The organism is Oceanicola granulosus HTCC2516, assembly GCF_000153305.1.
GTDB classification, from domain to species: Bacteria; Pseudomonadota; Alphaproteobacteria; order Rhodobacterales; family Rhodobacteraceae; genus Oceanicola; species Oceanicola granulosus.
In genome coordinates this window covers 855,426-881,672 of record NZ_CH724107.1, presented here as the reverse complement: position 1 = coordinate 881,672, position 26,247 = coordinate 855,426, and the positions used below count along the sequence as shown (strand labels likewise).

The following is a 26,247-nucleotide window of genomic DNA, read 5'->3' as shown; positions in this document are numbered from 1 at the left end:
CTCACCCGTTGATGATCTTGTCGTGGAGACGCCCGATCGCGTCGAGGGAGGAGAGGATCGCGCCTTCCTGCCAGGCCGCCAGGTAGGACAGGTGCTCACCCGCGCAGACCACGCGGTTGTCGATCGCCACCGCGTCGTCGTAGTCGCGCTCGCGGTTCTCCCAGATGCCCGCGCAGCCGAGCACCCAAGGCACCTTGTGCCACGACACCGCGACGCCGGTCTTGAACTCCTCGCGGTATTGCGGGTGGATCTTCTCGCCCATGCGCAGCGCCCACTCGATGCGCTCCTCGGGCTGCATCGCGTTGAACTTGAACGTGTCCGCGCCGCGCCACGTGTAGCAGCCCAGCAGCACCGCCGGCCCGCCCGACAGGTAGCCCGTGGAGGGGTAGCTGATCTGGGTGATCGCCTGGTCGGTGTAGGTGATGCCGCCGTAGATGTCCTCGTCCTGCTCCCAGAAGCGGCGCTTGAATTCGAGCCCGACCTTGGTGGAGCCGTTGTAGGGCATGTCGGCGATGATGCCCGAGAGCGGCGACGACAGGTTGTGGTCGATCTGGCCGAGTACCGAGAAGGGGATGGTGCAGACGCAGTAGTCGGCCGTCGAGGTCTGGGTCGCGCCGCCGTTGGCGCCGTCCTGCCAGGTGACGGTGACGCCGTTGTCGTCCTGCTGCAGCGAGACGACTTTGGCGTTGTAGGTGATCAGATCGCCCACCTCGCGCTCGAAGCCCCTGGCGATCGCGTCCATCCCGCCGACCGGCTGGAACATGGGCGCGTGGTGGTTCATCGTCTCGTGGGTCGACAGCATCGTCCAGAGCCGCGACTGCAGCACCTCCGACGGGTCCAGCGGGTCGGACGGGATCGGCGCCGCGTCGACGCCGCCGCCGGCCTGCTTCTCGTAGCCCCGGTAGCCGCTGGTCCGCAGGCTCTTGACGTACTCGTTGGCGTCGTCGAGCACCCCGAAGCGGCGCAGGCTCTCGATCAGGACCTCGCGATCCTCCTCGGTGACCATGTCGTCGAGCTTGCCCTGGTCGACCGCCTTGGCCAGCAGCTCGCTGACATGGCCGCGATAGTCGGTCAGGATGTGCTTCATCCGCTGCGGCTCGCCGCCGAAGGCGTCGGAGCGGTGGACGTAGGCGTTGTAGTTGGTCTGGACGAACGGCTCGAGCTGCACGCCGAGGCGGCGGCAATAGTCGATGACGGCGTAGTGGTTGTGCGGCAGGCGCCAGGGGCCGGGGTTGATGTAGTTGCCCTCGGCGAAGTCGACGTTCTGCGTCGCGCCGCCGAGCTCGGTGTAGCTGTCGCCGCTGCGCAGGGTCCAGCAGCGCCCGCCGGCCTTCTCGCGATATTCCAGCACCTCGACCTCGTAGCCGGCCGCGCGCAGCTCCAGCGCCGCCGTCAGGCCGGCGAGGCCGGCGCCCAGCACGAGGATCTTCGTCCCCTGGGGCGCGCCGTCGAGCTGGATCGGCCCGTGGTAGCTCGACGCCTGGGCCAGCCCCATCGTGGTCATCGCGTGATACATCGCCGTACTGCCGGCGATCGTGCCGATCATCCCCAGCAGGCTGCGCCGTGACATCTCGACCATGAAGAACCTCCCCTGTCTGTACCGCGGCCCGTTGCAGCCGAACCGCCTGTTGATGAGGAGGAGCCTAGCCAGATCGGCGCAGGGAGCGGCAATGTAGGATATTGGGAAAGCGGATGGAACTTTTCACCCTGCCGCGAAATGGTCCGCGCCGGGAGTGGCCCCCTTCGGGGCGGCACGGTAAGGGGAGGCATCGACCACGAGAAGGCGCTGCCCTTGGACCTCTACCTCCGCTCCCTCAGGCCGGTGCAACTGCGCCTGCTCACCGAGATCGCCCGCCATGGCAAGCTGCGGCTGGCGGCGGACGTGTGCGGGATGACGACGCCTGCCGCCTCGCGCATGCTCGCCGACATGGAAACGCAGCTCGCCACGCACCTGTTCGAACGCACGCCCAAGGGCATGTCGCCGACGCCGGCGGGCGAGGTGCTCGTCACCCACGCCCGCAAGCTCGTCCACGACATCGACCGCATGGCGCAGGATTTCGGCGCGCATCTCGGCGGGACGGGCGGCTCGGTGCGCGTCGGGGCGGTCACCGGCGGGGCGCTCTCGGCGGTGATCCCGGCGATCCTCGCGCTGAAGGAGGAGGCGCCGCAGGTGGACGTGTCGCTCGACGTGTCGTCGTCGTCGCAGCTGATGTGGGGGCTGGAGCGGGGCGAGTACGACTTCACCCTCAGCCGCGTCGGGCAGGGCGACTACTCGCGCGAGTTCGAGATCCAGCCGGCGCGCGGCGAGAGCGTGCTGCTGATGGTGCGGCGCGGGCATCCGCTCGCGCGGTCCGGCCCGGTGGCGCTGGGCGAGCTGCGCGACGCGTTCTGGACCATGCAGAGCCGGGGCGCGCCGCTCAGGCACGCGATGGAGATCGCCTTCCACAACGAGGGCGCGGACATGCCCGAGAACGTGCTCGAGACGGCGTCGGTGGTGGCGATCATGGCGCTGCTACGCGAGTCCGACATCATCGCCATCGTCACCGAGGAGGTGGCGGAGCTGCTGCTCAATCCGCCCTACGAGGCCGATCTCGTCCTGCTGGAGACGAAGCGGCCCATCCCGATCGAGCCCTACCACATCCTGCTGCCGCGCGACCGGCTGATGTCGCCCGCGGCCGAGCGGCTGCTGACGCTGGTGAAGGCGCGCATGCCGGGGGAGGGGCGTTAGCACTTCTGCTAACTTGATTGGCAGAATGGTAAATTGTTCGGCAACGGCCGCCCCCGTAACGTCCGCTCCAACAGGCATCGAAGCTCGGAGGGGACATGAAGGCCCGCGCCACCATTCACCGCGACTATTCCGTCGCGCAGATCGACAACCGTCTCTATTCCGCGTTCATCGAACATATGGGCCGGGCGATCTACACCGGCATCTACGAGCCGGATCACCCGACCGCCAACGCCCACGGGTTCCGCAACGACGTGCTCGACCTCGTGCGCGAGCTGAACATCCCGGCGATCCGCTACCCGGGCGGCAACTTCGTCTCCGCCTACAAGTGGGAAGACGGGATCGGCCCGCAGGACGAGCGCCCGGTGCGGCTCGATCTCGCCTGGCGCTCGAAAGAGACCAACCAGGTCGGGATCAACGAGTTCGCCCGCTGGGCCGACGACGCGGGCATCGAGATGATGCTCGCCGTCAACCTCGGCACCCGCGGCATCGAGGAGGCGCGCAACTTCGTCGAGTACTGCAACCACCCCTCGGGCACCCACTGGAGCGACCTGCGCCGCAGCCACGGCGTCGAGAAGCCCTACGACGTGAAGATGTGGTGCCTCGGCAACGAGATGGACGGTCCCTGGCAGATCGGCCACATGGAGGCCAAGGAATACGGCCGCCTCGCCGACGAGACCTCCAAGGCGGTCAAGGCCTTCGGCGGCGGCATCGAGACCGTCGTCTGCGGCTCCTCCAACGACCAGATGCCGACCTACCCCGACTGGGAGCGGCAGGTGCTCGAGGAGTGCTACGAGAACGTCGACTACATCTCGCTGCACAAGTACTTCGGCAATTCCAGCCGCAACAGCCTCAACTACTTCGCCAAGATCGAGGAGACGGGCCGCTACATCCAGTCCATCGCCGGCGTGATCGACTACGTGAAGGCCAAGAAGCGGGCGCAGAACGACATCTACATCTGCTTCGACGAGTGGAACGTCTGGTATCACAACCGCGAGCAGGACTCGAAGAACTGGAAGTCGTGGGACTGGCCCGAGGCGCCCGAGCTGCTCGAGGAAGACTACAACCTCGAGGACGCGATCTTCGTCGGCGGCCTGCTCAACGAGTTCATCCGCCGCTCCGACCGGGTCAAGATCGCCTGCATCGCGCAGCTGGTCAACGTCATCGCGCCGATCCGCACCAAAGCGGGCGGCCCGGCCTGGGCGACGACGATCTACTACCCCTACCAGTTCGCCAGCCTCTACGGCCGCGGTACCGCGCTCAACGTCGCCGTCGACGGGCCGCGCTACGACGCGGAGGTGGCGCAGGACGTGAACTACCTCGACGTCGCGGCCGTGCTCGCCGACGACGGCCAGTCGATCACCGTCTTCGCCATCAACCGCAGCCCCGACGAGGCCATGACACTCGACGTCGCGCTGCACGGGTTCGGCGAGCTGCGGCTGGTCGATCACCAGGTCATGGGCGGCAACAGCGCCGACGCGCGCGTCGCCAACACCTGCGAGGAGCCCGAGCGCATCGTGCCGAGGAAGGGCGACAAGCTCTCCGTGGAGGCGGGCGCGCTCAAGGGCGAGCTGCCGGCCTTCTCCTACAGCGTGATCCGGCTGGCGGTGAAGTAAGGCCGAGGGCCGGGGAGGAGGAGCCATGCAAGATACGGGCGTTCATCTGAGAGAGGTGCGCAAGTCCTTCGGCGCGGCGGAGGTGATCCGCGGCGTCGACATGGACGTCAGGCGTGGCGAGTTCGCGGTCTTCGTCGGCCCGTCGGGCTGCGGCAAGTCGACCTTGCTGCGCATGATCGCGGGGCTGGAGGAGACGACGGACGGCAAGATCGTCATCGGCGATCGCGACGTGACCGACGAGGACCCGGTCGATCGCGGCGTGGCGATGGTGTTCCAGAGCTACGCGCTCTACCCGCACCTGTCGGTCTACGAGAACATGGCCTTCAGCCTGCGCCTCGCCAAGCGCCCCCGCGCCGAGATCGACGAGAAGGTGCGCGAGGCGGCGGGGATCCTGCAGCTCATCGAGCACCTCGACAAGAAGCCCGGCCAGCTCTCCGGCGGCCAGCGCCAGCGCGTCGCCATCGGCCGCGCCATCGTGCGCGCGCCGGACGTGTTCCTGTTCGACGAGCCGCTCTCCAACCTCGACGCCGAGCTGCGGGTGCAGATGCGGCTCGAGCTCGCGCGGCTGCACCAGAAGCTCGGCGCGACGATGATCTACGTCACCCACGACCAGGTCGAGGCGATGACGCTGGCCGACCGGATCTTCGTGCTCCAGGGCGGCCACGTGCAGCAGTCGGGCGCGCCGCTCGATCTCTACGACGATCCGTCCAACCGTTTCGTCGCGGGCTTCATCGGCTCGCCGTCGATGAACTTCTTCGACGCGGTGGTCGAGGCGCAGACGGGGCAGGGCGTCACCGTCCGGCTCACCGGCCAGCCCGACCTGCCGCTCGACATCGTGCTCGCCGACCCGCCCGCGCCCGGCACCGAGATCGTGCTCGGGATCCGCCCCGAGCACCTCGCGGTGACGGACGGCGAGGGCCTGCGCGTGACGGTCGACGTGGCCGAGGAGCTGGGCGGCGTCTCGTACCAGCACGGCACGCTCGAGGGCGGCGACGCGGTGATCTTCCAGCAGATCGGCGCCCGCCACGAGATGCACGGCACCGTGCAGACCGTCGTTCCCGAGCCGGGCCGCGCCTTCGCGTTCGACAGGTCCGGCACCCGCATCCGCTGACGACACGACAACCCAAGGAGGAGGACAAGATGAAGACTGCTTACGCAAGACTGGCCGCCGCGACGGCGCTCGCCGCCGGGCTCTCGACCCCGGCGATGGCGCAGGTCGAGGTCGAATGGTGGGATTTCCTCGGCGGCGGCGACGGCGTCCGCATGAAGGCGCTGATCGACGAGTTCAACGCCGAGCACGACGACATCCAGATCGAGGGCACCACGCTCGAATGGGGCCAGCCCTACTACACCAAGGTGCGCACCTCGGTCGCCGTGGGGCAGGGGCCCGACATCATGACCTACCACCTCTCGCGCCTGCCGCTGGCGCTCGAGGAGGGGGTGCTGTCGCCGATCACCGAGGCCGACCTCGAGACGGCCGGGCTCTCGGCGGATGACTTCTTCGAAGCCTCCATCGCCGCCGCCTCCGCGCCCGACGGCACCTTGATGGCGGTGCCCTTCGACATCCACGCGGTCGTGGCCCACTACAACCGCACCGCGCTCGAGGGCACCCAGTGGCTCGACGCCGACGGCAACCTCACCGGCATCGAGTCGCTCGAGGACCTGACGGAGCTGCTGCGCTGGGCGAAGGAGGAGGGCTTCTCCGATCCGCTCAGCTTCCAGACCGAGGGCGGTGGCGGCACCTGGCGGATGTTCTACACGCTGTTCCGCCAGCAGGACGGCCAGCTGCTGACCGACGGCGAAGTGCTCGCCGGCGACAACATGGACAAGGCCGTCAACGCCATCCAGACCCTCGCCGACTGGCGCTCCGAGGGGCTGATCCCCGAGCAGGCCGCCTATGAGGCCTCCGTCGCGCTGTTCTCGGGCGGGCGCTCGGTGCTGCACATCAACGGTGTGTGGGAAGTGCCGACCTTCAAGGACCAGACCGACGCCGGCACGCTGGGCTTCGAGTGGTTCGCCAACGAGATCCCGCAGATGATGGACCAGCCCGCCACCTGGGCCGACTCCCACGCCTTCGCCATTCCGAACGACCCGGACATGAGCGAGGAGACCCGCGCGGCGGTGCTCACGGTGATCGGCTGGATGCAGGAGCACTCGCTCGACTGGGCCGGCGCGGGCCACATCCCCGCCTACAAGCCCACGGTGGAGAGCGCGGAGTACGCCGAGCTTCAGCCCAACGCGACCTACGCCTCGCTCGCCGACAACGCGGCCTTCGATCCGCGCTCGAAGATCGCGGGCGTCGCCTCGCCGGTCTACGACGCGGTCGACAACCTGATCGCACCGGCGGTGCACGGCTTCCTCAGCCCCGAAGAGGCCGCGCAGCAGATGAAGGACGAGCTTCAGTCCCTGCTCGACTGAGCCTGCCACCCGGCCGGGGGCGCCTTCGCCGCGTCCCCGGCCTTCCTGTCACGACCGAGCGGAACCGGAGACCGTCCATGTCGAAATCGAACCGCCGCCGCCGCGAGCTGCGCACCGCGGCCTTGCTGACGGCGCCCTTCCTGATCCTGTTTTCGGTCTTCTTCCTCTACCCGACCTACAAGGTGATCGCGCTCAGCTTCACCGACTCGCCGCTGATCGGCGAGGGCAACTGGGTCGGCCTCGCCAACTACGTCGAGCTGTTCAACGACCGGCTGTTCTACACGTCGCTGTGGAACAACTTCTACTTCGTCCTGCTCACCGTGATCCCGACGACGGTGATCGCCCTGCTCATCGCCCTCGCCGTCAGCCGGCTCAAGGGGCGGACGCAGGCGCTGGTGCTGACCATGTTCTTCCTGCCCTACGTGCTGCCGGTCTCGGTGGTGACGATGATCTGGTCCTGGATGCTCGACTTCCAGTTCGGCATCCTGCAGCCGCTCATCGAGGCGGTGACGGGCAAGCCCGTCCCGGTCTTCAAGAACCCCTACTGGGTCATGCCGATGATCGCCGTCGTGACGATCTGGTGGACCAACGGCTTCAACGTGCTGCTGCTCATCGCCGGACTGCGCAACATTCCCGCCGACCTCTACGAGGCCGCCGCCCTCGACGGCGCGACCCCGTGGCAGCGTTTCTGGCGGGTGACGTGGCCGCTGCTGTGGCCGGTGACGGCGCTGGTGCTGACGCTGCAACTGATCCTGCAGCTCAAGATCTTCGACCAGGTCTACCTGCTGTCGGGCGGCGGCCCCTTCAACCAGTCCTACGTCGTGCTGATGCAGATGTACCGCGAGGCCTTCCAGCTCAACAACGGCGGCTACGCCTCCGCCGTCGCCATGGTGCTCTTCGTGCTCATCGTGGTGGTGTCGATCCTGCAATACCAGCTCCTGCGCATCGGAGGCCGAAAATGACCGCGAAACGCGCCCGCAACATCGCCTTCACCGCGCTCGTGCTGATCGCCGCGGCGATCTGGATCTTCCCGCTCTACTGGGCGCTCACCACCTCGCTGCGCAGCGAGAACCGGATCGTCTCCGACGCCGGCATCCTGATGGACGAGCTGAATTTCTCGGCCTACATCGACGTGCTGTCGACCTCCAAGCTGCCGCTCTGGTACCTCAATTCCGTCGGCACCTCGCTGATCATCACCTTCCTGATCCTGCTGACCGGGATGATGTGCGCCTACGCGCTCTCCCAGCTGCGCTTCCCGGGCCGGCGCGCGCTCTACCTGCTGGTCGTGGCGAGCTTCATGGTCCCCGCGCCGGCGCTCTACGTGGCGCAGTTCGTGCTGATGAACGACCTCGACATGGTCAACACCTGGTGGGGCATCATCCTGCCCCAGTTGATCGCGCCGGTGGTCATCATCGTCTACAAGCAGTTCTTCGACGCCATCCCTCACGAGATGCGCGAGGCGGTGCTGCTCGACGGCGGCGGCGAGTTCACCCTGCTCTTCAAGCTCTACCTGCCGCTCAACTGGGGCATCACCGCCGCGCTCTCGATCATCACCTTCATCGGCGCCTGGAACAACTTCTTCTGGCCGTTCCTGATCGTGACCAGCGAGGGCATGATGACGATCCCCGTCGGCATCACCCAGGTCACCGACTCCTTCGGCGTCGCCTACGCCCGGATGATGGCGCTCGCCCTGCTGGCCGCCGCGCCGGTGATCGTGGGCTACCTGATCTTCCAGAAGCGCGTCACCGAGGCGGTGATGATCTCGGCCGGCGTGAAGGGGTGAGGGCGGTCGCCCGGGCGCGCGTCCGCCCGGGCAGGGCCGGACTCAGCCGACGTCCACGATGACACGGTGCCATGCCGTGGCGAGGTAGCCGGCGAAGTTCCAGATGCCCTCGAGGCACTCGGGCTGCGACTGGCCCGCCTCGTCGACCGCCTTCACCACGAGTTCGTGCCGCCCGGCCGGCAGGTCCACGTCGAGCGCCCATAGCGTCCAGGCCGCCGTCGTTCGCTCGGACATGAGCCCGGCCTGCCGCCAGGAGCGCCCGCCGTCGGTCGAGACATCCACGCGCGCCACCTTCCGCCCGTAGGCCATGGCGTAGCCTTTGACGGTCGTCCTGCCGGGCGGGATCGGCTCGTCCGGCCGGGGCAGGCAGATGGCCGACGTCACGGGCATCTGCTCGATCGTCACTCCCTCGTCCCAGTTCGCATCCTGCCTCGCGACCGAGGGCGGGAAGAGCTTGTAGTCCCGCGCTTGGACGGGGCTGTCGGACGGCGCATCCCGCACGTCGATCTCCAGAAGCCACTTGGCGCTCCGGGCGCCCGCGTAGCCGGGAACGATGATCCGCATCGGCGCGCCGTGCGCGGGATCGAGATCCTCGCCGTTCAGCGCCCATGCGACGAGCACGTCACCGGCCATCGCGCGCTCGACGCTGATCGACACCTCGTAGGGCGCGATCTCGCCGTCGATGTCGACCACGTCGGCGCATCTGAAGGCGACGTGGCGCGCCCGCGTCTCGTCGATGCCCGCCTTCGCCAGCACATCCGCGAGCGCGACGCCCGTCCACTCGGCAGTCCCGACTGCACCGATCCGCCAGGGGTCTCCCGACGTCTGCCGGACGTCCTGCATCTCCGCGCGACGATTGCCGGCGCACTGCAAGGTCGCGATGACCTTCCGCTTCGGGAACTCGCGGCGTAGCCGTTCCAGGGAGAACCGAAGGGGAGATGTGACCAGCCCCGACAGCCTGACCTCGTGGTCGGCAGGAAGTTCCGGAGTGTCGCCGTGGCTTCGGATGTAGAAGAGGTGCTGCGGCGTGAAGAACCCGGACATCAGGGCCGTGGGCGTGGGCTCCGCATTCAGCGGCCGGGTCCGGTGGACGATGAAGCTGTCGTCTGATCGATTCATGGACGTCGAGAAGCCTCTCTCCTTGCCAGTCGCGAGGCTCCGGCGCCTCGAGCCTCAACTTGCCGCCCCGACCCCGGTTCCGGCGGGATGACGAGGCGATGGTGCCGAAAACCCGATCCAGCGCGCCTGGATGGACGGCGGAGCGGCTTGGGCCGGTCGGGCCAGCGGCGTCACTCGGCGGCTGTCAACCGCGCCGGGGCAGCATGGGACCTGCCGCAATCTTATTCTCCACCAGAAGGAGCAGGCCGCGCAACGGGTCCACGCGCACCGGCCGCCAGTCGAGGCCGGGCGCGGCGGCGCGAGCGGCCGGGGCAAGCTCGGCCGCGAGGCCTCCGGTCAGATACAACACCCCCGAACCGCCCGTCAGTGCCTCGCCCAGAGCCCCGATCTCCGCTCCCGCTCGGCGGACGATGTCTTGGGCGGCCTGGTCGCCAGCCTCTGCCGCAGCCAGCACGATGGGGGCAAGGCGCGCATAGTCGGATGCCTTGCCGCCCGTGATCCGCTCCATGATCGCGGAGGCTGTGCCGCCGAGGTGGTCCTGGAGGGCATCGGCGAGGGCCTGTCCCATTGGCGACGCGACCGCCAGGCCGTCGAGGTTGCGGGTCAGGGCTCCCACCGCCTGCAACCCGATCCAGGCGCCCCCGCCCAGATCGCCTCCGGGGAAGCCCCACCCCGACAAGCTGCGGAACGTGCCGCCCGGCAACAATTGCAGCGCCGCGACGCCGGTGCCGACGGCAATGAGCGCGCCGGGCCGTCCCGCCGTCGCGGCGAGTGCCAGCCCGTATCCGTCGTCGACGAACCTCGTCCCGGCAAAGTCCAACAGCGCGGCGGACAGGGCGGCGACCCGGTCGCGAAAGCCGCTGCCCGCGATGCCCGCGCACAGCAGGACCCGATCCGCCGGCCGGCCGTCACCGACCTGCCGCCAGATGTCGCGGATCGCGGCTTCGGCCACGGGCGCGCCCAGCGACAGCGCGCCGGGCCCGGTCGCGGCGCGCGCGACTTCGCGTCCGTCGGGAGCGAACAGGGCCCCCGTGGTCTTGCTGCCGCCGATGTCGAGGCAGAACGCCCAGGTCGCCTCACTCATCGAGAAGCCTCCGGCCGACAACCACCTCGTCCTCGCTCCGGCACAGCTCCCGGAAACCCCGGTGCTCGTAGAAGCCGAGCGCGCGAGGGTTTTCGGGGCTGACCTGCAGGTGCATCCCCGGCGCACCCGCCGCCGCCAGCGCCGCCTCGAGGTGGTCCATCGCGCGCGAGCCGACGCCCCGCCCCTGCGCCCGGGGCAGCAGGTCGATATGGCCGTGGGCGGGATAGGCCGCGAGGTCGATCGGGGGGAGCGCCGGCGGCCGGTGGATCGCGTCCCGGGCCCAGTCGCTGCCCTGCCACGCGGCCGGATCGGGCCCGGGATCGGTCAGCCCGGCGCGCAGCGGGGGCAGCCACTCCTTCTCCAGGAAATGCTGGAAGGACAGCGTGTCGGGCGCGCCGAGCAGATAGCCGCAAACCCCCTCCGCGTCCTCCAGGACAAAGGCGAAATCGGGCGCGCCCACCTGGTAGGGTACGGCGTAGATCATCCCCAGCAGCGTCGGATCGTCCTCCCTCGACGACGCGTCGCGGCCGCTGTCCCCGGTCAGCAGGCAGACCCGGCAGAGGTCGCCGTGATCCGCCGCCGTCGCCCGCCGGATGACGACCTCAGACGCCATGGTGATACCGGCCCTGCCGGTCGCGCTGCAGGATGTCCTGCACCGCCACGCCGAAGCCCCGGCGATAGAAGTTGTGGATACGATCCGTTGCCGGGAACACCGCGCCCGGCGGGGGCGCCTCGTCCAGCCAGTCGCAATAGGCGACGAGGTGGCCGACCTCTTCCTGCGCTTCCCACAGGTAATTGTGGAAGGTGTGGAACAGGTCGCGGTTCTCGATCTCCGTCATCAGCGTGAAGAGCTTGTTGATCCGGCGCTTGAGGTCGCGCAGGTCCTCCAGGGCCGCGCGCCAGGCGGGGTCCGAGGGGTCCGGGCGCGGGACGGTCAGGGCGGCGCGCAGGGCCGAGAGGATGCGCGTCGTCTCCGGGCCGAGGGCGAAGGGCTGCCAGAACAGATCGCAAAGCAGGGCGACGAGGTCGGACGGCACCGCGCCGTCGCCGAAGGCGAGCCGGAACCTCGGCTGCCACGCGGCGACCGCCGCGGCGATCGCCCGCTCGGGCGCGTAGTCCGGGTCCGCCAGATAGGCGCCGGTGGTGTGGATCGCGGGGAAGTTCGCCTCGGCCTCGTTGTTGGGGTTGGTGATCCAGCCCGCGACGAGGGGCAGGATGTCCCGGCTCCGTCCGCCGAGCGGCCCGGCGAAGACCCGTCGGATGTCGTAGTCGTTGGCGTGGAAGTTGTCCCAGATCACCGGACGCCGCCGCAGGACCTCTCCCACCGCCGCGAGGTGGGCGGCGACGATCTCTTCCGACACGATCTCGGGGCCGGTCCAGAAGATGTCGATGGCCGGATCGAGCGTCGACCCGAGCCGCTGCAGGTAGGCCGAGCCGCGCGGGTCGCCGCCCGCCATGCGCCCGCAATACTCGGTCGGGCAGAACACCACGTGCCCGGCGCCGCGCAGATGCCGCAGGACCATGTTCGAGAGGTCCGCCTGGGCCTCGGCGAAACTGTCGAAGCGGTGCCGGTCGGCCTCGGGCAGGACGGAGGGGATGTCGTCGAACAGCAGGACGAGGTTGCGCAGCCCGGCCCGCGCCAGCTGGTCCACCCGCGCCAGCAGCGCCGCCCGGTCCTGCGGGTCGGAGTAGGTCACGTCGAGGCAGGGGGCGAGCGAGACGTAGAAGACCATCCCGCGCGCGGCCGCCGCGTCGCGCAGCTCGGTCAGCCGCGCCAGGCCGGCCGCGTCGTAGGGCACCCGCCAGCGCGCGCGGACATGCACGTCGTCCTTGGGGCCGTAGATGTAGGTGTTCATCCCGGCGGCGGCGATCCAATCCATCACGGTCGCCCGCTCGTCGCGCCGCCAGTCGCGGCCGTAGAAGCCCTCGATCACCCCGGTCAGCATCGCGTCAGTCCATCGCCGTCGAGGACAGCCCGGCGATCACGTGCCGCTGCAGCAGGAAATACAGCGCCAGGATCGGCACCGTCGTGATCGTGAGCGCGGCGAAGACCATCGCGTAGTCGGTGCTGTAGCGGCCGAAGAACCGGATCAGGCCGACCGGCAGGGTCCGCTTGTCGTCGTCGGTGATGAACAGCAGGGCAAACATCAGCTCGTTCCAGATGTTGATCGTGTTGACGATGGCCATGGTCAGCATCGATGGCCAGACCATCGGCACGGAAATGTCGCGAAAGATCTGCCAGGTCGACGCGCCCTCGAGCAGGGCCGCCTCTTCCATGTCGGGCCGGACGGAATTGAAGTAGCCGTACATCACGAACACCGTCAGCGACAGCGACCAGGCGGCGCCGGGCAGGATCAGCGCCCAGAGCGTGTTGAGCAGACCGAGGTCCCGCAGGATGCCGAACAGCGGGATCGCAACGACCGGCGGCGGCAGCAGCAGACCGATCAGCAGCAGCCGATAGAGCCAGCGCCGGCCCGGGAACTCGAGCCGCGAGAACGCGAACGCCGCCGCCGTCGCGCAGCCCACCGCCAGCGTGACGGCCACGAGGGTGACGATCATCGAGTTGACGTAGAGCCCGCCGAGCCCGCCCTGCGCCCAGGCCTCGGAGAAGTTCGACCATCGCCATTCGTCCGGCAGCCCGAACGGGTCGCGGAAGATCTCGCGGTTCGACTTGAACGCCGACAGGACCATCCAGACCGTCGGATAGAACATCGCCGCGACGATGAGCGCGCCGAGACCGAATTGCAGCCACTCGACGGGCCTGCGACGCTCAGTAGCGGACCACATTCACCCGCTCCGAGATGCGCAGGAAGAGCAGCGCCACCGCCAGCACCACGACGGCGAGGATTACCGTCAGCGCGGTCGCGTAGCCCAGCTGGTTGTTGTCGAAGCCCTGCCGGATGATCCAGGTCGCCGGAACCTCGGTGGCGTTGAACGGCCCGCCGTTGGTCAGCGTGAAGAACAGGTCGAACCCGGCGAACCCTCCGGTGACGGCGAGCAGGATACAGGTCATCATCGAGGCCCGCAGCAGCGGCAGCGTGATGGTGAAGAACTGCCGCACGGGCCCCGCGCCGTCCAGCGTCGCGGCCTCGTAGATGTTGCGCGGGATGCGCCGCAGGGCGGCGAAGAAGATGATCATGTAGAACCCCGCGAAGCGCCAGCCGGAGACGACCATGATCGCGATCAGCGCGGTCGCGGACTCAGACAGCCACGGCCGCGTCCATTCCTCTCGCCCGACGCTCTCGAGCACCGCGTTGAGCAGGCCCAGCCGATAGTCGAGCACGAACGTCCAGAGCACCCCGGCGGCGGTCATGGACAGGATCATCGGCGAGAAGAACATGCCTCGCATCAGGCCGAACCCGAAGCGGTCCGAGTTCAGCAGCACCGCGATGACGAGACCGAACATGACCTCCAGGACCAGCGTGCCGAGGATGTAGAGGGTGACGTTGACGTAGGACCACAGATGGACCGTATCGCGGAACGCACGCCGGAAGTTGTCGAACCCGACGGCTTCCGGCGTCGTGAAGCCATTCCACTTGGTGAACGCGAACCACACGGAGCTGCCAATGGGCAGCAGGACGAAGAGGCCGAAGAGCGTCAGCGCGGGGAGCGCGAACAGGAGGTTGATCCGCCCTGTCGCGAGGCGCTTGCCCTCGACCTCTGACACCTATTGCTGGCCCATCGCGGCGACGGTCTCGTCCAGCCAGGTCAGCGCCCCTTCCGCCGTCTTCTCGCCGCTCGCGGCGTAGGCGGCGGCCTGGTAGTAGGCTTCGGCCACCGGCACCGGATAGGTGGTGTCGGGCGGAGGCACCATCGCGTCGGCGTTGGCCAGCAGATCGGACATGGCCTGGAGCTGCGGATCGATCTCCGCCTCGACACCGGCCACCGGGGAGAGCGCGCCGCCCTCGGCCCAGATCGTCTGCATCTCCGGGGAGGACAGGAACTCTAGGAAGGTGATCGCCGCGTCCGGGTTGGCGCTCTGGGCATGGACCACGAGCCCGGTCAGCGTGCCGATGGCACTTCTGGGCGCCTCGGCGGCATCGTCGATGACGGGCGTGTCGAACTGGCTGTAGGCAAAGCCCTCCTCGGCCATCTCGCCCGCCGACCCGACGAGCCAGCTTCCGATCGGGTGCATCACGGCCGCCTCCTGGAAGAAGGCCGCCATGGCCGGGTCCGCGCCGAGCCCCTGCATGTCGCGGTTGAACGCGCCGGCCTCGTGCAGCTCCTGCATCAGCTCGAGCGGCCGCCGGAAACCGGCATCCGCGAAGGTCTTCTCCTGCCGGAAGGCCGCGTCGAAATCGGCCATCGGGACGACCCGCGCCGCCACGTGGCTGGCCCAGTTGCCCAGCGGCCAGAGCTCGTTGTTGCCGGTGACGATCGGCGTCTCGCCGGCCTCGGCGAGGGTGCCGATCACGGTCAGGAACTCGTCCCAGGTCTCGGGCGCTTCGAGGTCGTATTCCTCGAGGATGGCGGTGTTGTACCAGATGGTGTTGGTCACATCGAGGGACAGGGGCACCATGTAGATGTCGCCGTCCACGGTCGTCCCCGCGCCGGAGGAAAAGGCGCTGTCGATGAAGGTGTCGGCCCAGCCGTCCGCCATCGCCTCGCTGAGGTTCATGGCGTAGCCGGCCTCGACGTCGCGCGCCAGCGGGAAGCCGGCCCACTGGAAGTAGATGTCGGGCACCTCGTTGCTCTGCAGCTGCGTGATCAGGCCGGTGTCGGAGTAGACATCGTCGTCGAACGTGATCTGGCGCACGGTGATGTCCGGGTTCGCCTCCTCGAAGGCGGCGACGATGGCGTCCATCGCCGCGGCGTTGCCGCCGGAGGTCATCGAATGGGTGAACCGGATCTCGGTCTGTGCGCTGGCAGCGGCCGCGATCAGCGTGAGCGCCGTGGCGCCGAGCAGTCGGAAAGTCGTCGTCATGTGAGGCACTCCGTCGAAGTGGACTGAAATTGGTTTGCAGTTCGCGGTCTCTTGCGGCCATCAAACGGTTCGGGCTTGCCAAAATCAAGTCTAAAAAATACCAGTGGTATGAAAAATGGTCGAGTGCCGGAGTTTGAATGCCTTGATGGGCGACCTTGCAGAACGCGTTCGCAATCAGACCGGCCCGCTGTCGCGGCGCCTGCGGCAGGCGCTCGCTTCGGCGATCCGGGACGGAAGCCTGCCGGCCAACACGGTGCTGCCGCCCGAACGGGAGCTCGCCCAGGAGCTCGGCGTGTCGCGCACCACGCTGCGCGCCTCCTTGCGCGAGCTCAGCCAGATCGGCCTCGTCCAGACCAGGCACGGTGCCGGAACGGTCGTCACCGGTCCCATTCCCAAGGCCCTGACACGGCTGTCCGGGTTCACCGAGGACATCCGGGCCCGCGGCCTCGTCCCGAGTTCCGACATCCTGTCCTGCGACCGCGGCGTCGCCGGGACCGATGTCGCGGTGCGCACCGGCATGCCGCTGGGCACGCCCATCATGACATTGGCCCGCCTGCGTCGCGCGGACGGCGAGGCGTTGTCTTACGAGACGGTGACCGTCCCGATCCACGCGGTGGGCGAAGACTGGTCCGGCGAAGGATCGCTCTATGAGCGCATGGATGCCTGCGGCACGCGTCCGCGGCGGATGCTGCAGACACTGCAGGCCGTCGCGGTTCCGGCAGACATCGCGGCCTTCCTCGAAGTCGCGCCGGGCGCGCCGGCGCTGCGCATCGCGCAGATCGGCTACGGCGCCGACGGCCTCGCGGTCGAGGATGCCCTCAGCTGGTACCGCGGCGACCGCTACACCTATGTCGGCGAGTTGGAAGGCTGATGCAATGACGGCACCGCTTCGGCAGACCTATCGCGACAGGATCGTCGCCATCATCGACGGCCTTCTCGCGCAGGAAGAGGCCGCGATGGATGCCGCGCGCGACGCCATCGCCCTGGCGCTCACCCGCGGCGGCATCATCCATGTGGCGGGCAGCGGCCACTCGCACATGCTGGCCGAGGAGGTCTTCTACCGCGCCGGTGGCATCGCCGCGGCGCAGGCGATCCTCGACGACGACCTGATGCTGCACCGGGGCGCGGAACGCTCGACCCGGCTGGAGCGGGAGACCGGCCAAGCTGCGCGGGTGCTGGCCAGGTACCGCATCGCGCCGGGCGACGTGATGGTCGTCGCCTCCAATTCCGGGCGCAACGCGTATCCCGTGGAGCTGGCGCAGATCGCCAAGGCCAGCGGCGCGACGGTGATCGCCGTGACGTCGCTCGCCCATGCGCGCCTTGTCGAATCGCGCCATCCCTCCGGCAAGCGTCTGTTCGAGGTCGCCGACATCGTCCTCGACAACGGCGGCGCCTACGGCGACGGCGCGCTGGAGGTGCCGGGCGTGGCCGAGCGGATGGGACCGACCTCGTCCGTCGTGGGGATCTGGCTGCTCAACGCGCTCATCGCGGAAGCGGCCGCCCAGGCGACGGCGGCGGGCGCCGCCATCGACATCTACCTGAGCGCCAATGCGGAAGCGACCGACGACGCGGCGCATCTCATCATCGAGCGCTGGCGCGACCGGATCGTGGGACTCTGACGAAGGATGGCTTCGCTCACCTTCTCCGGCGTTGGCAAGCGGTACGGCGAGACATCCGTGCTCGACGCAATCGACCTGTCCATCGGGTCGGGCGAGTTCGTGGCCTTCGTCGGCCCGTCGGGCTGCGGCAAGTCCACCCTCCTGCGGATGATCGCCGGACTGGAAAGCGTCACCAGCGGCGAGATCGCGATCGACGGCGCGCGCATCAACGAGGTGCACGCGTCGCGGCGCGGCATCTCCATGGTGTTCCAGAACTACGCCCTCTACCCGCACATGACGGTGCGGCGGAACATGGAATACGGGCTGCGGATCTCGGGAATGCCGAAGGCCGACGTCGCCGCCAAGGTCGAGGCGGCAGCCGCGATGCTGCAGCTTGGGCCCCTGCTCGATCGCCGTCCCGGCCAGCTGTCTGGCGGGCAGCGGCAGCGTGTCGCCATCGGCCGGGCCATCGTGCGCGAGCCGCGGGTGTTCCTGTTCGACGAGCCGCTGTCCAACCTCGATGCCGGCCTGCGCGCCGCGACCCGGGTGGAGATCGTCCGCCTGAAAGAGGCGCTGCCGGGGACGACGATGATCTACGTCACCCACGACCAGGTCGAGGCGATGACGATGGCGGACCGGATCGTGGTCATGGACGGCGGCCGGATCGCGCAGGTCGGCTCGCCGCTGGAGCTCTACCACCGGCCGGCCACCCGCTTCGTCGCCAACTTCATCGGGACCCCGGCGATGAACCTCCTGCCCGGTCCCCGTCATCCGACCGCGGCGCAAGGCGCGGCCGAGATCGGCGTCCGGCCCGAGCACCTCGTTCCGGCGCAGCCGGACGCGGCGCTGCTTGACGGTGTCGTCATGCTGGTCGAGAGGCTGGGAGAGGTCACGGTCGCCCATCTGGAAACGCCGGCCGGCGACGTCGTCATCGTGAAGCTCGCCGGCAGCTCCGACGTGTCGCGGGGCGACCGGCTCCACCTCGCCGCCGAGCCCGGCAAGCTGCACCGCTTTGCGGCCGACGGCCACGCTGTGCGCTAATCCATGGGGCCGGACGCGACGATCGCGAGCCGCTGAACGGCGCCTCGGGCGTTACCGGGCGCTCAGGCTAACGCCTCGTCCTGGCCCGCTCGAGAACATCGATCATGCGGCGCAGGTCGTCGGGCCACGTCGCCGGATCGCGGGCGTAGCAGATCCGGATGTGGCCCGACGAGTTGGGGCCGAATTGGTAGCCGGGGCTGATCAGCGTCGCGGCGTCGCGGGCGAGGGTCCGGCCGATCTCGATGTCGCTCAAGCCGGTGCTGCGCAGATCGGCCCAGAGGTAGGCGGTCCCGTGCTGCGGGTGGACTTTCAGCCACGGCACCTCGCGCAGGATCGACAGGGTCGTCCGGCGCAGCTCGGCGAAGGCCGCGAGCCGCCGCTCGAGCCAATCCCGGTCGGGGCCGAGCCAGCCGCGCAGGACGTGCTGCGCGTAGGCCGGCGCGCGCAGGGAGGTGATCGACAGGGTGTTCTCGATCGCCTCCATGATCGGCGCCGGCCCGACGACGACGCCGAGGCGATAGCCGCTGAGCGACTCCGTCTTGCTGGGGCCGAGCAGGGTGCAGGTGCGCTCCCACGCGCCCGGCTCGGCGGCAATGTGGGGGAAGGGCGTGCCGTCGTAGACGAGGCGGGCGTAGAGTTCGTCGGCGACGAGGCCGACGTCGTGCTCGGCGGCCAGCTCCGCGATCCGGGCGATGATCTCGGGGCGGTAGACGGCGCCGGTGGGGTTGTTGGGGTGCGAGAAGACGGCGAGCTTGGTGGCCGGGTCGGCGAAGTGCCGGGCCATCTCGTCGATGTCGGGCTCGTAGCGGCCGTCGGTCAACACCAGCGGGACGTAGGCGATTTCCGCCTCGAGAAAGCGCAGGATGCGGGCGGTGAACAGGTAGTCGGGGTCCATGAGGACGATCCTGTCGCCCCGGTTGACGCGCGCCGAGAGCGTCGCGAAGAGCGCCGCCTGCGTGCCCGGCAGCAGCGCGATGTTGCGGCGCGGATCGACCTCGACCCCGAGGAACGCCGACACGTTGCGCGCCACCTCGGCGAGCACGCCGGGATGACCCCGGTAGCCGGTGTAGGCGAGGCTGCCGTCCGCCGCCGCCGCGTCGAACATCTGCCGCGCGTAGTCGGGCGGAGGGAAGGCGACGGTATCGAAATGCGTCGTGTCGAGGAAGTCGGGCGGCAGCTGGCCGAGGATGTCGAGGTCGGCCTGCCGGACGCTGGGCGGCGCGATGTCGGCGCGCTCGGGCAGTTCGAGGGCGCGGACCCGCTCGGCAGGGGCGAAGGAGTGATTTCGGTTCATGGTCGCGACCTCACTGGGGCTGGAGCTGGCCCGCCGGGACGGTATCCGCCGCGGGTTCGGGGAAATGACAGGCCACCTCGGTCTGCGGCGAGACCGGCGCGAGCGGCGGTCGCTCGGCGGCGCAGAGCGGCTGCGCCTTCCAGCAGCGGGTGCGGAACGGACAGCCCGACGGCGGCGACAGCGGGCTCGGCATCTCGCCCTCGAGCAGGATCGGCGTGCGCGCGGCCTCGGCCTTCGGATCGGGGAGCGGAACGGCGCTCAGCAGCGCCTTGGTGTAGGGGTGGCGGGGGCTGGCGTAGAGCGTGTCGCATTCGGCGATCTCGATGATCCGGCCGAGATAGACCACCGCCACGCGGTCCGACAGCTGGCGCACCACCGACAGGTCGTGGGCGATGAACAGCAGCGTCAGCTTGAGCTCCTGCTTGAGCCGGGCGAGCAGGTTGATGACCTGGGCCTGCACCGAGACGTCGAGCGCCGACACCGGCTCGTCGGCGACGATGAAGTCGGGCCCGACGGCCAGCGCGCGCGCGATGCCGACCCGCTGTAGCTGGCCGCCGGAGAATTCGTGCGGGTAGCGGCCCTGCCAGCCGGGCTTGAGGCCGACCAGCTCCATCAGCTCGACGATCCGCGCCCGCCGCTCGGCGGCCCGGCCGAGGCCGTGGATGATGAGCGGCTCCTCGATGATGTCGCCGACGCTCATGCGCCCGTTCACCGAAGCCAGCGGGTCCTGGAAGATCATCTGCATCCGGCGGCGCAGGTCGCGGACCTGGCGGGGCGCCAGCGACGACATCTCGATGCCGTCGAAGCGCACCGAGCCCGACGTCGGCGGCGGCAGGCGCAGGATGGCGCGGCCGGTGGTCGACTTGCCCGAGCCGCTCTCGCCGACGATGCTCAGCGTCTCGCCCTGCCGCATGGTGAACGAGACGTCCGACACCGCCCGCAGCGCCCGCGGCCCCCGGTTGCGCAGCGACGTGCGGGGCAAGGGGAACTCGACCGAGAGGTCCTCGACCTCCAGCAGCGGGCGGGAGGCGTCGTCGGTGTGCGATCCGGTCATGTCAGGCCTCCGTCGGCGCGGTGTGGTCGGTCCCGATCAGCCAGCCGCTGCCCGCCCGGTCCTGCGTGCCCCAGCAGCGCACGAGGTGGGCCCCGGGCCGGTCGGCGGCAGGGGCGAGATCGGGGGCGCGGCTGGCGCAGATGTCGCGGGCGAAGCGGCAGCGGTCGCGGAACCGGCAGCCTTTCGGCGGGTCCAGCAGGTCGGGCGGGACGCCCTCGATGGGCACCAGCGGCTTGCTGCGGTCGCGGTCCATCCGGGGCATCGAGTCGAGCAGGCCCCAGGTGTAGGGCATCCGCGGATGCTCGAAGAGCTCCGCCGTCGTCGCCTGCTCGACCACCTGCCCGCCATACATCACGAGCACCCGGTCGGTGTGGCCGGCCACGACGCCGAGGTCGTGGGTGATCATCACCAGCGCCGTCTGCCGCTCGACGGTCAGCGTCTTGAGCAGCGCCAGCACCTGCGCCTGGATGGTGACGTCGAGCGCCGTGGTGATCTCGTCGGCGAGGATCAGCACCGGGTCGCAGGCCAGCGCGAGGGCGATCATCACCCGCTGGCGCATGCCGCCCGAGAACTGGTGCGGGTAGTCCTTCAGCCGGCGGCGCGGCTCGGGGATGCCGACAGTGCGCAGCAGCTCCTCGGCCCGCGCCCGCGCCTCGGGGCGTGAAGCCCCGGTGTGGAGCCGGATCACCTCGGTCAGCTGCAGTCCCACGGTCAGCACCGGGTTGAGCGAGCTCATCGGGTCCTGGAACACCATCGCGATCCGCGAGCCCCGGATGCGACGCATCCGGGCGTCGGGCAGCGACAGCAGATCGTCCCCCTCGAAGCCGATCCGGCCCCCGAGCCGCGCCGAGGGGATCAGCCCCATGATCGACAGCGCCATCACCGACTTGCCGCTGCCGGACTCGCCGACGATGCCGAGGGTCGTGCCCTCATCCATCTGGAACGACACGCCCTCCACCGCCCGCAGGTCGCCCTGCTGGGTGGAGAAGGTGGCGGAGAGGTCGGCGACGTCGAGCAGGGGCATGTCGGCTCCGATCAATCCCGCGACCGACCGGTCACCCAGTCGTAGCGGATGTCCTCGTCGACCACCTTGTCGTGGAAGCGCACGCCGACGCCCGCGCCGCCGTCGACCTCGTAGACCGCGCCCGCCACGTAGGACGAGGCGGGGGAGGCCAGCCACAGCACCAGTTGCGCGACCTCGCCCGGCTCGCCCGGGCGGGCGAGGGGCAGGGTCGGGACGCGGGCCTTCAGCCCCTCGGCCATCGACGGCGGCAGCGGCTTGGGCTGGGTGTCGATCAGGCCGGGGCTGACGGTGTTGACGAGGATGTCGTGCGGCGCGAACTCGATCGCCGCGACCCGCCCGAACGCCTCCGTCGCCGCGCGGCTCGAGGCATAGGCACAGGCGCCGCCGGAGCCGCGCTTGGACACGCCCGAGGAAAAGTTGATGATCCGCCCGCCTTCGCCTTGCGCGATCATCGCCCGGCCCGCAGCGCGCGTCATCAGGAAGGTGCCCCGGCAATTGACCCCGTAGACCGTGTCCCACACCTCGACCTTCTCCTCGAGGATCGACGCGTGGGGCGCGACGGCGGCGTTGTTGACGCAGATGTCGAGCCGCCCGAAATGCGTGGTGGCGGCTTCGATGATGCTGTCGGCCCCGGCCTCGGTGCTGATGTCGGCGGCGACGACGTGAACCTTGTCGCCGTGCGGCGCGGCCGTCTCGGCCAGCCCCGCCTCGTCGCGGTCGGCGGCGACGACGCGGGCCCCGGTCTCGACGAACTGGCGCACGATCTCGCGCCCGACACCGCGCGCGGCGCCGGTCACGACCACCACCGAGCCGTCGTAATCGTAGGTAATTGAAGCCATTCTTTCGGTCCTTCCGGTTCGGTATCTGCTGGGTCAGCTCGGCTTGCGCGACAGGCCGCGCTGATGCGGATCGAGCGCGTCGCGCAGGCTGTCGCCGAGGATGTTGAGAACGAAGATCAGCCCCATGATCGCCGCGCCGGGGATCAGCGCGAGCAGCGGCGTCGTCGTCAGGTGCTGCTGCCCCGTCGCGATCATCCCGCCCCACGAGGGCGTCGGCGGCTGCACCCCGAGGCCGAGGTAGCTCAGCCCGGCCTCGGTCAGCACCGCCCGCGCGAGCTGGGCGGTCGAGTAGACGAGCATCGTCGCCAGCGCGAACGGCACCAGGTGCTTGCCCATGATCCGCAGGTTGCCCGCGCCCATCGAGCGCGCCGCGAGGACGTGGTCGCGGTTCATCAGCCCCAGCACCTCGCCGCGCATCAGCCGCGCGAATTCGGGAATCGAGCCGACGCCGATCGCGATCATCGCGTTGCCGAGCCCGGGCCCGAGGATGGTGATGATCGCCAGCGCCAGCAGCAGGCCCGGGAAGGCCAGCAGGATGTCCATCAGGCGCATGATGATCGAGTCGGCATAGCCCGAGAAGAACGCCGCGATCAGCCCGAGGAGCGCGCCGAAGACGAGGCCGATGCCGGTCGCGACGATGGCGACGACGTAGGCGATGCGGGTGCCGTAGAGCAGCCGGCTCAGCACGTCGCGGCCGATCTCGTCGGTGCCGAGCCAGAATTGTGCCGACGGGTCCTGCCGGGGCATCGACAGGATCCGGGTCGGATCGTAGGGCGCGATCCAGGGGCCGAACAGCGCGACGAGCGTGTAGAGCACGGCGATCACCAGCGCGGCCTGCGTGATCCAGCTGCGGCGGAGTTCGCTGAAGAAGGGGTTGGCGGTCATCATCCGTGACTGATCCTCGGGTCGACGAGCGTGTAGAAGAGATCGACCAGCAGGTTCGCGACGAGGTAGATCACCGCGATCAGCAGGATCAGCCCCTGCACGACCGGGAAGTCGCGCTCGAAGATGCTGCGCACCAGCAGCCGGCCGATGCCGGGATAGGCGAACACCGTTTCGGTCAGCACCGCGCCCGACAGCAGCGAGCCGAGCTGCAGCCCGGTGATCGTCACGATCGGGATCGAGGCGTTGCGGAAGGCGTGCCGGTAGTTGACCATCCGCGGCGGCAGGCCCTTGGCGCGGGCGGTGCGGATGTAGTTCTGGTTCAGCACCTCGAGCATCGCCGAGCGGGTCAGGCGCATGACGAGCCCGGCGCTCGACAGCCCCAGCGTCACGCCGGGCAGCACCACGTGCAGCCAGCTCCCCGCGCCGTAGGACGGCAGGATGCGAAGGTAGCTGGCGAAGACGAGGATCGCGAGCAGGCCCGCGAAGAACGGCGGGGCCGAGACCCCCGCCAGCGCCAGCGTCCGCGCGCCGAGGTCGATCCAGGTGTCCTTCCTGAGTGCCGAGACAACACCGAGGGGAATGCCGACGATCAGCGTGAAGGCCAGCGCCACGCCAGCCAGCGCGGCGGTGCGCGGCAGCGTCTCCGAGATGATCCGCGTCACCTCGCGGCCGTTGTAGTAGGACCGGCCGAGGTCGCCGGTCAGGATGTTGCCGAGGTAGATGACGAACTGCCTGTGGATCGGCTCGTTGAGCCCCATGTCTTCGCGGATCGCGGCGATGGTCTCGTCGGACGCCTCGAAGCCGCCCATGATCTCGGCCGGATCGCCGGGGGTCAGCCGCGTCACGGCGAAGGCGATGACGAGCACGCCGATCAGGACCGGCACCAGTTGCAGAAGACGCCGGAGCGCGAAGAGCAGCATCGCCGGGAGACCTCGCGACAGAGAGAGAGTGAGGGGGAGGGGGTGGCCTGCCCGGACGCGCCGGGCAGGCCACTGCGGGGCCGGGGCCTCAGTCGGCGATCGAGACGCCGCGCAGGTTGAGCGACTGGCTCGGGTTCAGCACCAGCCCCTCGACCTTGTCGCTCGTCACGACGTTGATCTGGAGCACGAAGAGCGGCAGGCGGATCGCGTCGTCGTGGAAGATCTCGGCCATCCGCTCATAGCCGACCAGCCGCTCCTCGACGCTGGCCGGGGACTGCGAGAGGTTGAACGCCTCGTCGTACTCGGGGTTGCAGTAGCGGCCATAGCCACGCGGGCCCTGGTCGCATTTCGGCCGCTCGGTGATGTAGCCGACCTCGCCGGTGCGGATGCCGCTGCCGAGCACGAAGCCCTGGTACTCGGGCACCATCGCGCTGTCCTCGTGGTGCGCCGTCGCCTGCTCGCTCAGCCCGGAATAGAGCGCGCCGCCCTCGAGCCGGACGAGGTTCATCTGCGCGCCGACGTCACGCCATTGCTGCTGCACGACCTGCAGGGCCTCGATCTCGCCGGGATAGGAGGCCTGCGTCCAGACGTCGATCTCGAGCGGCTCGCCGTCCTTCGTGCGCACGCCGTCCGAGCCCGCGCTCCAGCCGGCCTCGTCGAGCAGGCTGCGCGCGGCATCGGGGTCGAACTCACGCGCCGACGGGAAGAAGCCGAGCGCGCCGTCGACGCCCATGCCCGAGGCGAGCGAGCCGTTCGGCCCGATGAACGCGTCGATCATCTCGCGGTCCATTGCGTGGCCGAGCGCCTGGCGCACCTTCACGTCGGACAGGATCGGATCGGCGGTGTTCAGGCCGATGAACACGACCCGCGTGGAGGGCACCTCGTGGACGTTGTAGGGCCCGTCGCGGAACAGCTCCATCTGCTCGGCCGCCACGGTGAAGGCGACGTCGATCTCGCCGTTCTGGAGCGCGATGGACCGGGCGGAAGCTTCGGGAATGACCTCGAAGACCACCTTGTCGACCTCGGGGCCGTTGGCCTCGTCCCAGTAGGCCTCGTTGTCGACGAGCGTGACGTTCTCGCCGGGCGACCAGCTCTCGAACATGAAGGGGCCGGTGCCGCTGGGGCCGCTGTCGTAGTTGTCGTCGCCGAGTTCGGCGTAGGCGGTGGGATCGACGATCATGAACAGGGGCGCGGCGAGGATGGCCATGAAGACGCCGCTGGGCTCTTCGAGGGTGAAGTCGATCGTGTACTCGTCGACCACCTCGATGGCCGAGAGCGGCGGGATCAGGCCGGCGGCGATGCCGGGGGGCGTGCCGTTGAGCTGCTTGTCCATGTTCCACGCCACGGCCTCGGCGTTGAACGGGGCGCCGCTGTGGAAGGTGACGCCCTCGCGCAGCTTGACGCGGTAGGTCAGGCCGTCGTCGAGCAGCTCCCACTCGGTGGCCAGCACGGGCACGATCTCCTGCTCGGGGGTCACCGTCACGAGGCCCTCGTGGATCTGGTAGGTGACCTCGCTGGTGCTGTTGTTGGCCTGTCGGAAGGGGTTCAGGGCCCGGACGTCGTCGGGGCGGGCGATGCGCAGCGTGGTCTCGTCCTGCGCCGCGACGCCGGTGCCGCTCATGGAGAGGGCGACGAGGGCGCCGCTGAGCGCCAGGGCTGCACGGCGCGTGCACTGCGCGTGCACCGGGCGAGCGATGAGTCTGTTCATGATGAGGTTCCCTTGTTGGACGAACGCTGGCGGTGCTGGTTTTGTTGTTGCCGCGCCGTTAACCCTGCCGATTGCACTGCAATAGTCAACCGCCCGCGAAAGAGAGGGGTGGTGACCGTCGCAAAATGCCGTGAATCGCAGCAAATGCGCGTGAATCAAGCGCAGCTGCGCCGCTCAGTTCGAAGCGCAGGGCAATCCGGTGCAAAGGCGAATCG

At 69.2% G+C, this 26,247-nt stretch carries 24 protein-coding genes; 9 read left to right on the top strand and 15 right to left on the bottom strand.

What is annotated here, in order from left to right; genetic code table 11:
* Position 1: 1 nt before the first annotated feature.
* A complete protein-coding gene (locus tag OG2516_RS04135) occupies positions 2-1,579 on the bottom strand; it encodes a flavin monoamine oxidase family protein (RefSeq protein WP_007254364.1) in 1,578 nt (525 codons plus the stop codon).
* 213 nt (positions 1,580-1,792) lie between these two features.
* Between OG2516_RS04135 and OG2516_RS04130 the strand changes: the two genes are divergently transcribed.
* The 6 genes from OG2516_RS04130 to OG2516_RS04105 all read left to right on the top strand — a co-directional run bounded on the left by OG2516_RS04130 (position 1,793) and on the right by OG2516_RS04105 (position 8,542).
* A complete protein-coding gene (locus OG2516_RS04130) occupies positions 1,793-2,728 on the top strand; it encodes a LysR family transcriptional regulator (RefSeq protein ID WP_007254363.1) in 936 nt (311 codons plus the stop codon).
* 95 nt (positions 2,729-2,823) lie between these two features.
* Positions 2,824-4,341, top strand: a complete 1,518-nt coding sequence (arfA, locus tag OG2516_RS04125) for an arabinosylfuranosidase ArfA (RefSeq protein ID WP_007254362.1) — start codon at positions 2,824-2,826, stop codon at positions 4,339-4,341.
* Between the two features lie 25 nt (positions 4,342-4,366).
* A complete protein-coding gene (locus tag OG2516_RS04120) occupies positions 4,367-5,452 on the top strand; it encodes an ABC transporter ATP-binding protein (protein WP_040614966.1) in 1,086 nt (361 codons plus the stop codon).
* Positions 5,453-5,481: 29 nt separating this feature from the next.
* Positions 5,482-6,759 (top strand): extracellular solute-binding protein, encoded by a 1,278-nt coding sequence (locus OG2516_RS04115; RefSeq protein ID WP_007254360.1) that lies wholly within the window; start codon positions 5,482-5,484, stop codon positions 6,757-6,759.
* Positions 6,760-6,836: 77 nt separating this feature from the next.
* Positions 6,837-7,721, top strand: a complete 885-nt coding sequence (locus tag OG2516_RS04110; protein ID WP_007254359.1) for a carbohydrate ABC transporter permease — start codon at positions 6,837-6,839, stop codon at positions 7,719-7,721.
* Complete coding sequence (locus tag OG2516_RS04105) at positions 7,718-8,542, top strand: carbohydrate ABC transporter permease (protein ID WP_007254358.1); 825 nt, start codon at positions 7,718-7,720, stop codon at positions 8,540-8,542. Before OG2516_RS04110 ends, OG2516_RS04105 begins: the two co-directional genes overlap by 4 nt.
* Before the next feature lie 42 nt (positions 8,543-8,584).
* Here the strand turns inward: OG2516_RS04105 and OG2516_RS04100 are convergent, their stop codons facing one another.
* The 7 genes from OG2516_RS04100 to OG2516_RS04070 form a co-directional block, all read right to left on the bottom strand.
* The gene (locus tag OG2516_RS04100; protein ID WP_007254357.1) at positions 8,585-9,661 is read right to left on the bottom strand and encodes a molybdopterin-dependent oxidoreductase; all 1,077 of its coding nucleotides are present in this window, start codon (positions 9,659-9,661) and stop codon (positions 8,585-8,587) included.
* 184 nt (positions 9,662-9,845) lie between these two features.
* Positions 9,846-10,745 (bottom strand): glucosamine kinase nucleotide-binding domain-containing protein, encoded by a 900-nt coding sequence (locus OG2516_RS18890; protein WP_007254356.1) that lies wholly within the window; start codon positions 10,743-10,745, stop codon positions 9,846-9,848.
* Entirely contained in the window at positions 10,738-11,358 is a 621-nt protein-coding gene (locus OG2516_RS04090; protein ID WP_007254355.1) for a GNAT family N-acetyltransferase, read from the bottom strand. Before OG2516_RS04090 ends, OG2516_RS18890 begins: the two co-directional genes overlap by 8 nt.
* Positions 11,348-12,691 (bottom strand): protein O-GlcNAcase, encoded by a 1,344-nt coding sequence (locus tag OG2516_RS18885; protein ID WP_007254354.1) that lies wholly within the window; start codon positions 12,689-12,691, stop codon positions 11,348-11,350. Before OG2516_RS18885 ends, OG2516_RS04090 begins: the two co-directional genes overlap by 11 nt.
* A gap of 4 nt (positions 12,692-12,695) precedes the next feature.
* Positions 12,696-13,532 carry a carbohydrate ABC transporter permease gene (locus OG2516_RS04080; RefSeq protein ID WP_007254353.1) on the bottom strand — a complete coding sequence of 279 codons (837 nt, stop codon included), beginning with the start codon at positions 13,530-13,532 and terminating at the stop codon, positions 12,696-12,698.
* Positions 13,516-14,412, bottom strand: a complete 897-nt coding sequence (locus OG2516_RS04075; protein ID WP_007254352.1) for a carbohydrate ABC transporter permease — start codon at positions 14,410-14,412, stop codon at positions 13,516-13,518. The genes OG2516_RS04080 and OG2516_RS04075 overlap by 17 nt, the downstream gene beginning before the upstream one ends.
* Positions 14,413-15,669 carry an ABC transporter substrate-binding protein gene (locus OG2516_RS04070; RefSeq protein ID WP_007254351.1) on the bottom strand — a complete coding sequence of 419 codons (1,257 nt, stop codon included), beginning with the start codon at positions 15,667-15,669 and terminating at the stop codon, positions 14,413-14,415.
* A gap of 145 nt (positions 15,670-15,814) precedes the next feature.
* On the opposite strand from OG2516_RS04070, the gene OG2516_RS04065 reads away from it, so the two are divergent.
* From OG2516_RS04065 to OG2516_RS04055, 3 genes are read left to right on the top strand one after another with little or no spacing between them, the layout of a single operon-like run.
* On the top strand, positions 15,815-16,540 hold the full coding sequence (locus OG2516_RS04065; protein ID WP_007254350.1) for a GntR family transcriptional regulator: 726 nt from the start codon (positions 15,815-15,817) through the stop codon (positions 16,538-16,540).
* A gap of 4 nt (positions 16,541-16,544) precedes the next feature.
* The gene (locus OG2516_RS04060; RefSeq protein WP_007254349.1) at positions 16,545-17,288 is read left to right on the top strand and encodes a sugar isomerase domain-containing protein; all 744 of its coding nucleotides are present in this window, start codon (positions 16,545-16,547) and stop codon (positions 17,286-17,288) included.
* 6 nt (positions 17,289-17,294) lie between these two features.
* Positions 17,295-18,308: an ABC transporter ATP-binding protein gene (locus tag OG2516_RS04055; protein ID WP_007254348.1), complete on the top strand. Its 1,014-nt coding sequence runs from the start codon at positions 17,295-17,297 to the stop codon at positions 18,306-18,308.
* A 67-nt stretch (positions 18,309-18,375) separates the two neighbouring features.
* On the opposite strand, the gene OG2516_RS04050 is transcribed toward OG2516_RS04055, so the two are convergent.
* The 7 genes from OG2516_RS04050 to OG2516_RS04020 all read right to left on the bottom strand — a co-directional run bounded on the left by OG2516_RS04050 (position 18,376) and on the right by OG2516_RS04020 (position 26,032).
* The gene (locus tag OG2516_RS04050; RefSeq protein ID WP_007254347.1) at positions 18,376-19,602 is read right to left on the bottom strand and encodes an aminotransferase class I/II-fold pyridoxal phosphate-dependent enzyme; all 1,227 of its coding nucleotides are present in this window, start codon (positions 19,600-19,602) and stop codon (positions 18,376-18,378) included.
* A gap of 10 nt (positions 19,603-19,612) precedes the next feature.
* Complete coding sequence (locus tag OG2516_RS04045) at positions 19,613-20,656, bottom strand: ABC transporter ATP-binding protein (protein WP_007254346.1); 1,044 nt, start codon at positions 20,654-20,656, stop codon at positions 19,613-19,615.
* Between the two features lies 1 nt (position 20,657).
* Complete coding sequence (locus OG2516_RS04040) at positions 20,658-21,680, bottom strand: ABC transporter ATP-binding protein (RefSeq protein ID WP_040614965.1); 1,023 nt, start codon at positions 21,678-21,680, stop codon at positions 20,658-20,660.
* A gap of 11 nt (positions 21,681-21,691) precedes the next feature.
* Complete coding sequence (locus OG2516_RS04035) at positions 21,692-22,519, bottom strand: SDR family NAD(P)-dependent oxidoreductase (RefSeq protein WP_007254344.1); 828 nt, start codon at positions 22,517-22,519, stop codon at positions 21,692-21,694.
* 33 nt (positions 22,520-22,552) lie between these two features.
* Positions 22,553-23,407: an ABC transporter permease gene (locus OG2516_RS04030; RefSeq protein ID WP_007254343.1), complete on the bottom strand. Its 855-nt coding sequence runs from the start codon at positions 23,405-23,407 to the stop codon at positions 22,553-22,555.
* The gene (locus OG2516_RS04025) at positions 23,404-24,324 is read right to left on the bottom strand and encodes an ABC transporter permease (protein WP_007254342.1); all 921 of its coding nucleotides are present in this window, start codon (positions 24,322-24,324) and stop codon (positions 23,404-23,406) included. Before OG2516_RS04025 ends, OG2516_RS04030 begins: the two co-directional genes overlap by 4 nt.
* Positions 24,325-24,412: 88 nt before the next feature.
* A complete protein-coding gene (locus OG2516_RS04020) occupies positions 24,413-26,032 on the bottom strand; it encodes an ABC transporter substrate-binding protein (RefSeq protein WP_007254341.1) in 1,620 nt (539 codons plus the stop codon).
* Between the last annotated feature and the right edge of the window lie 215 nt (positions 26,033-26,247).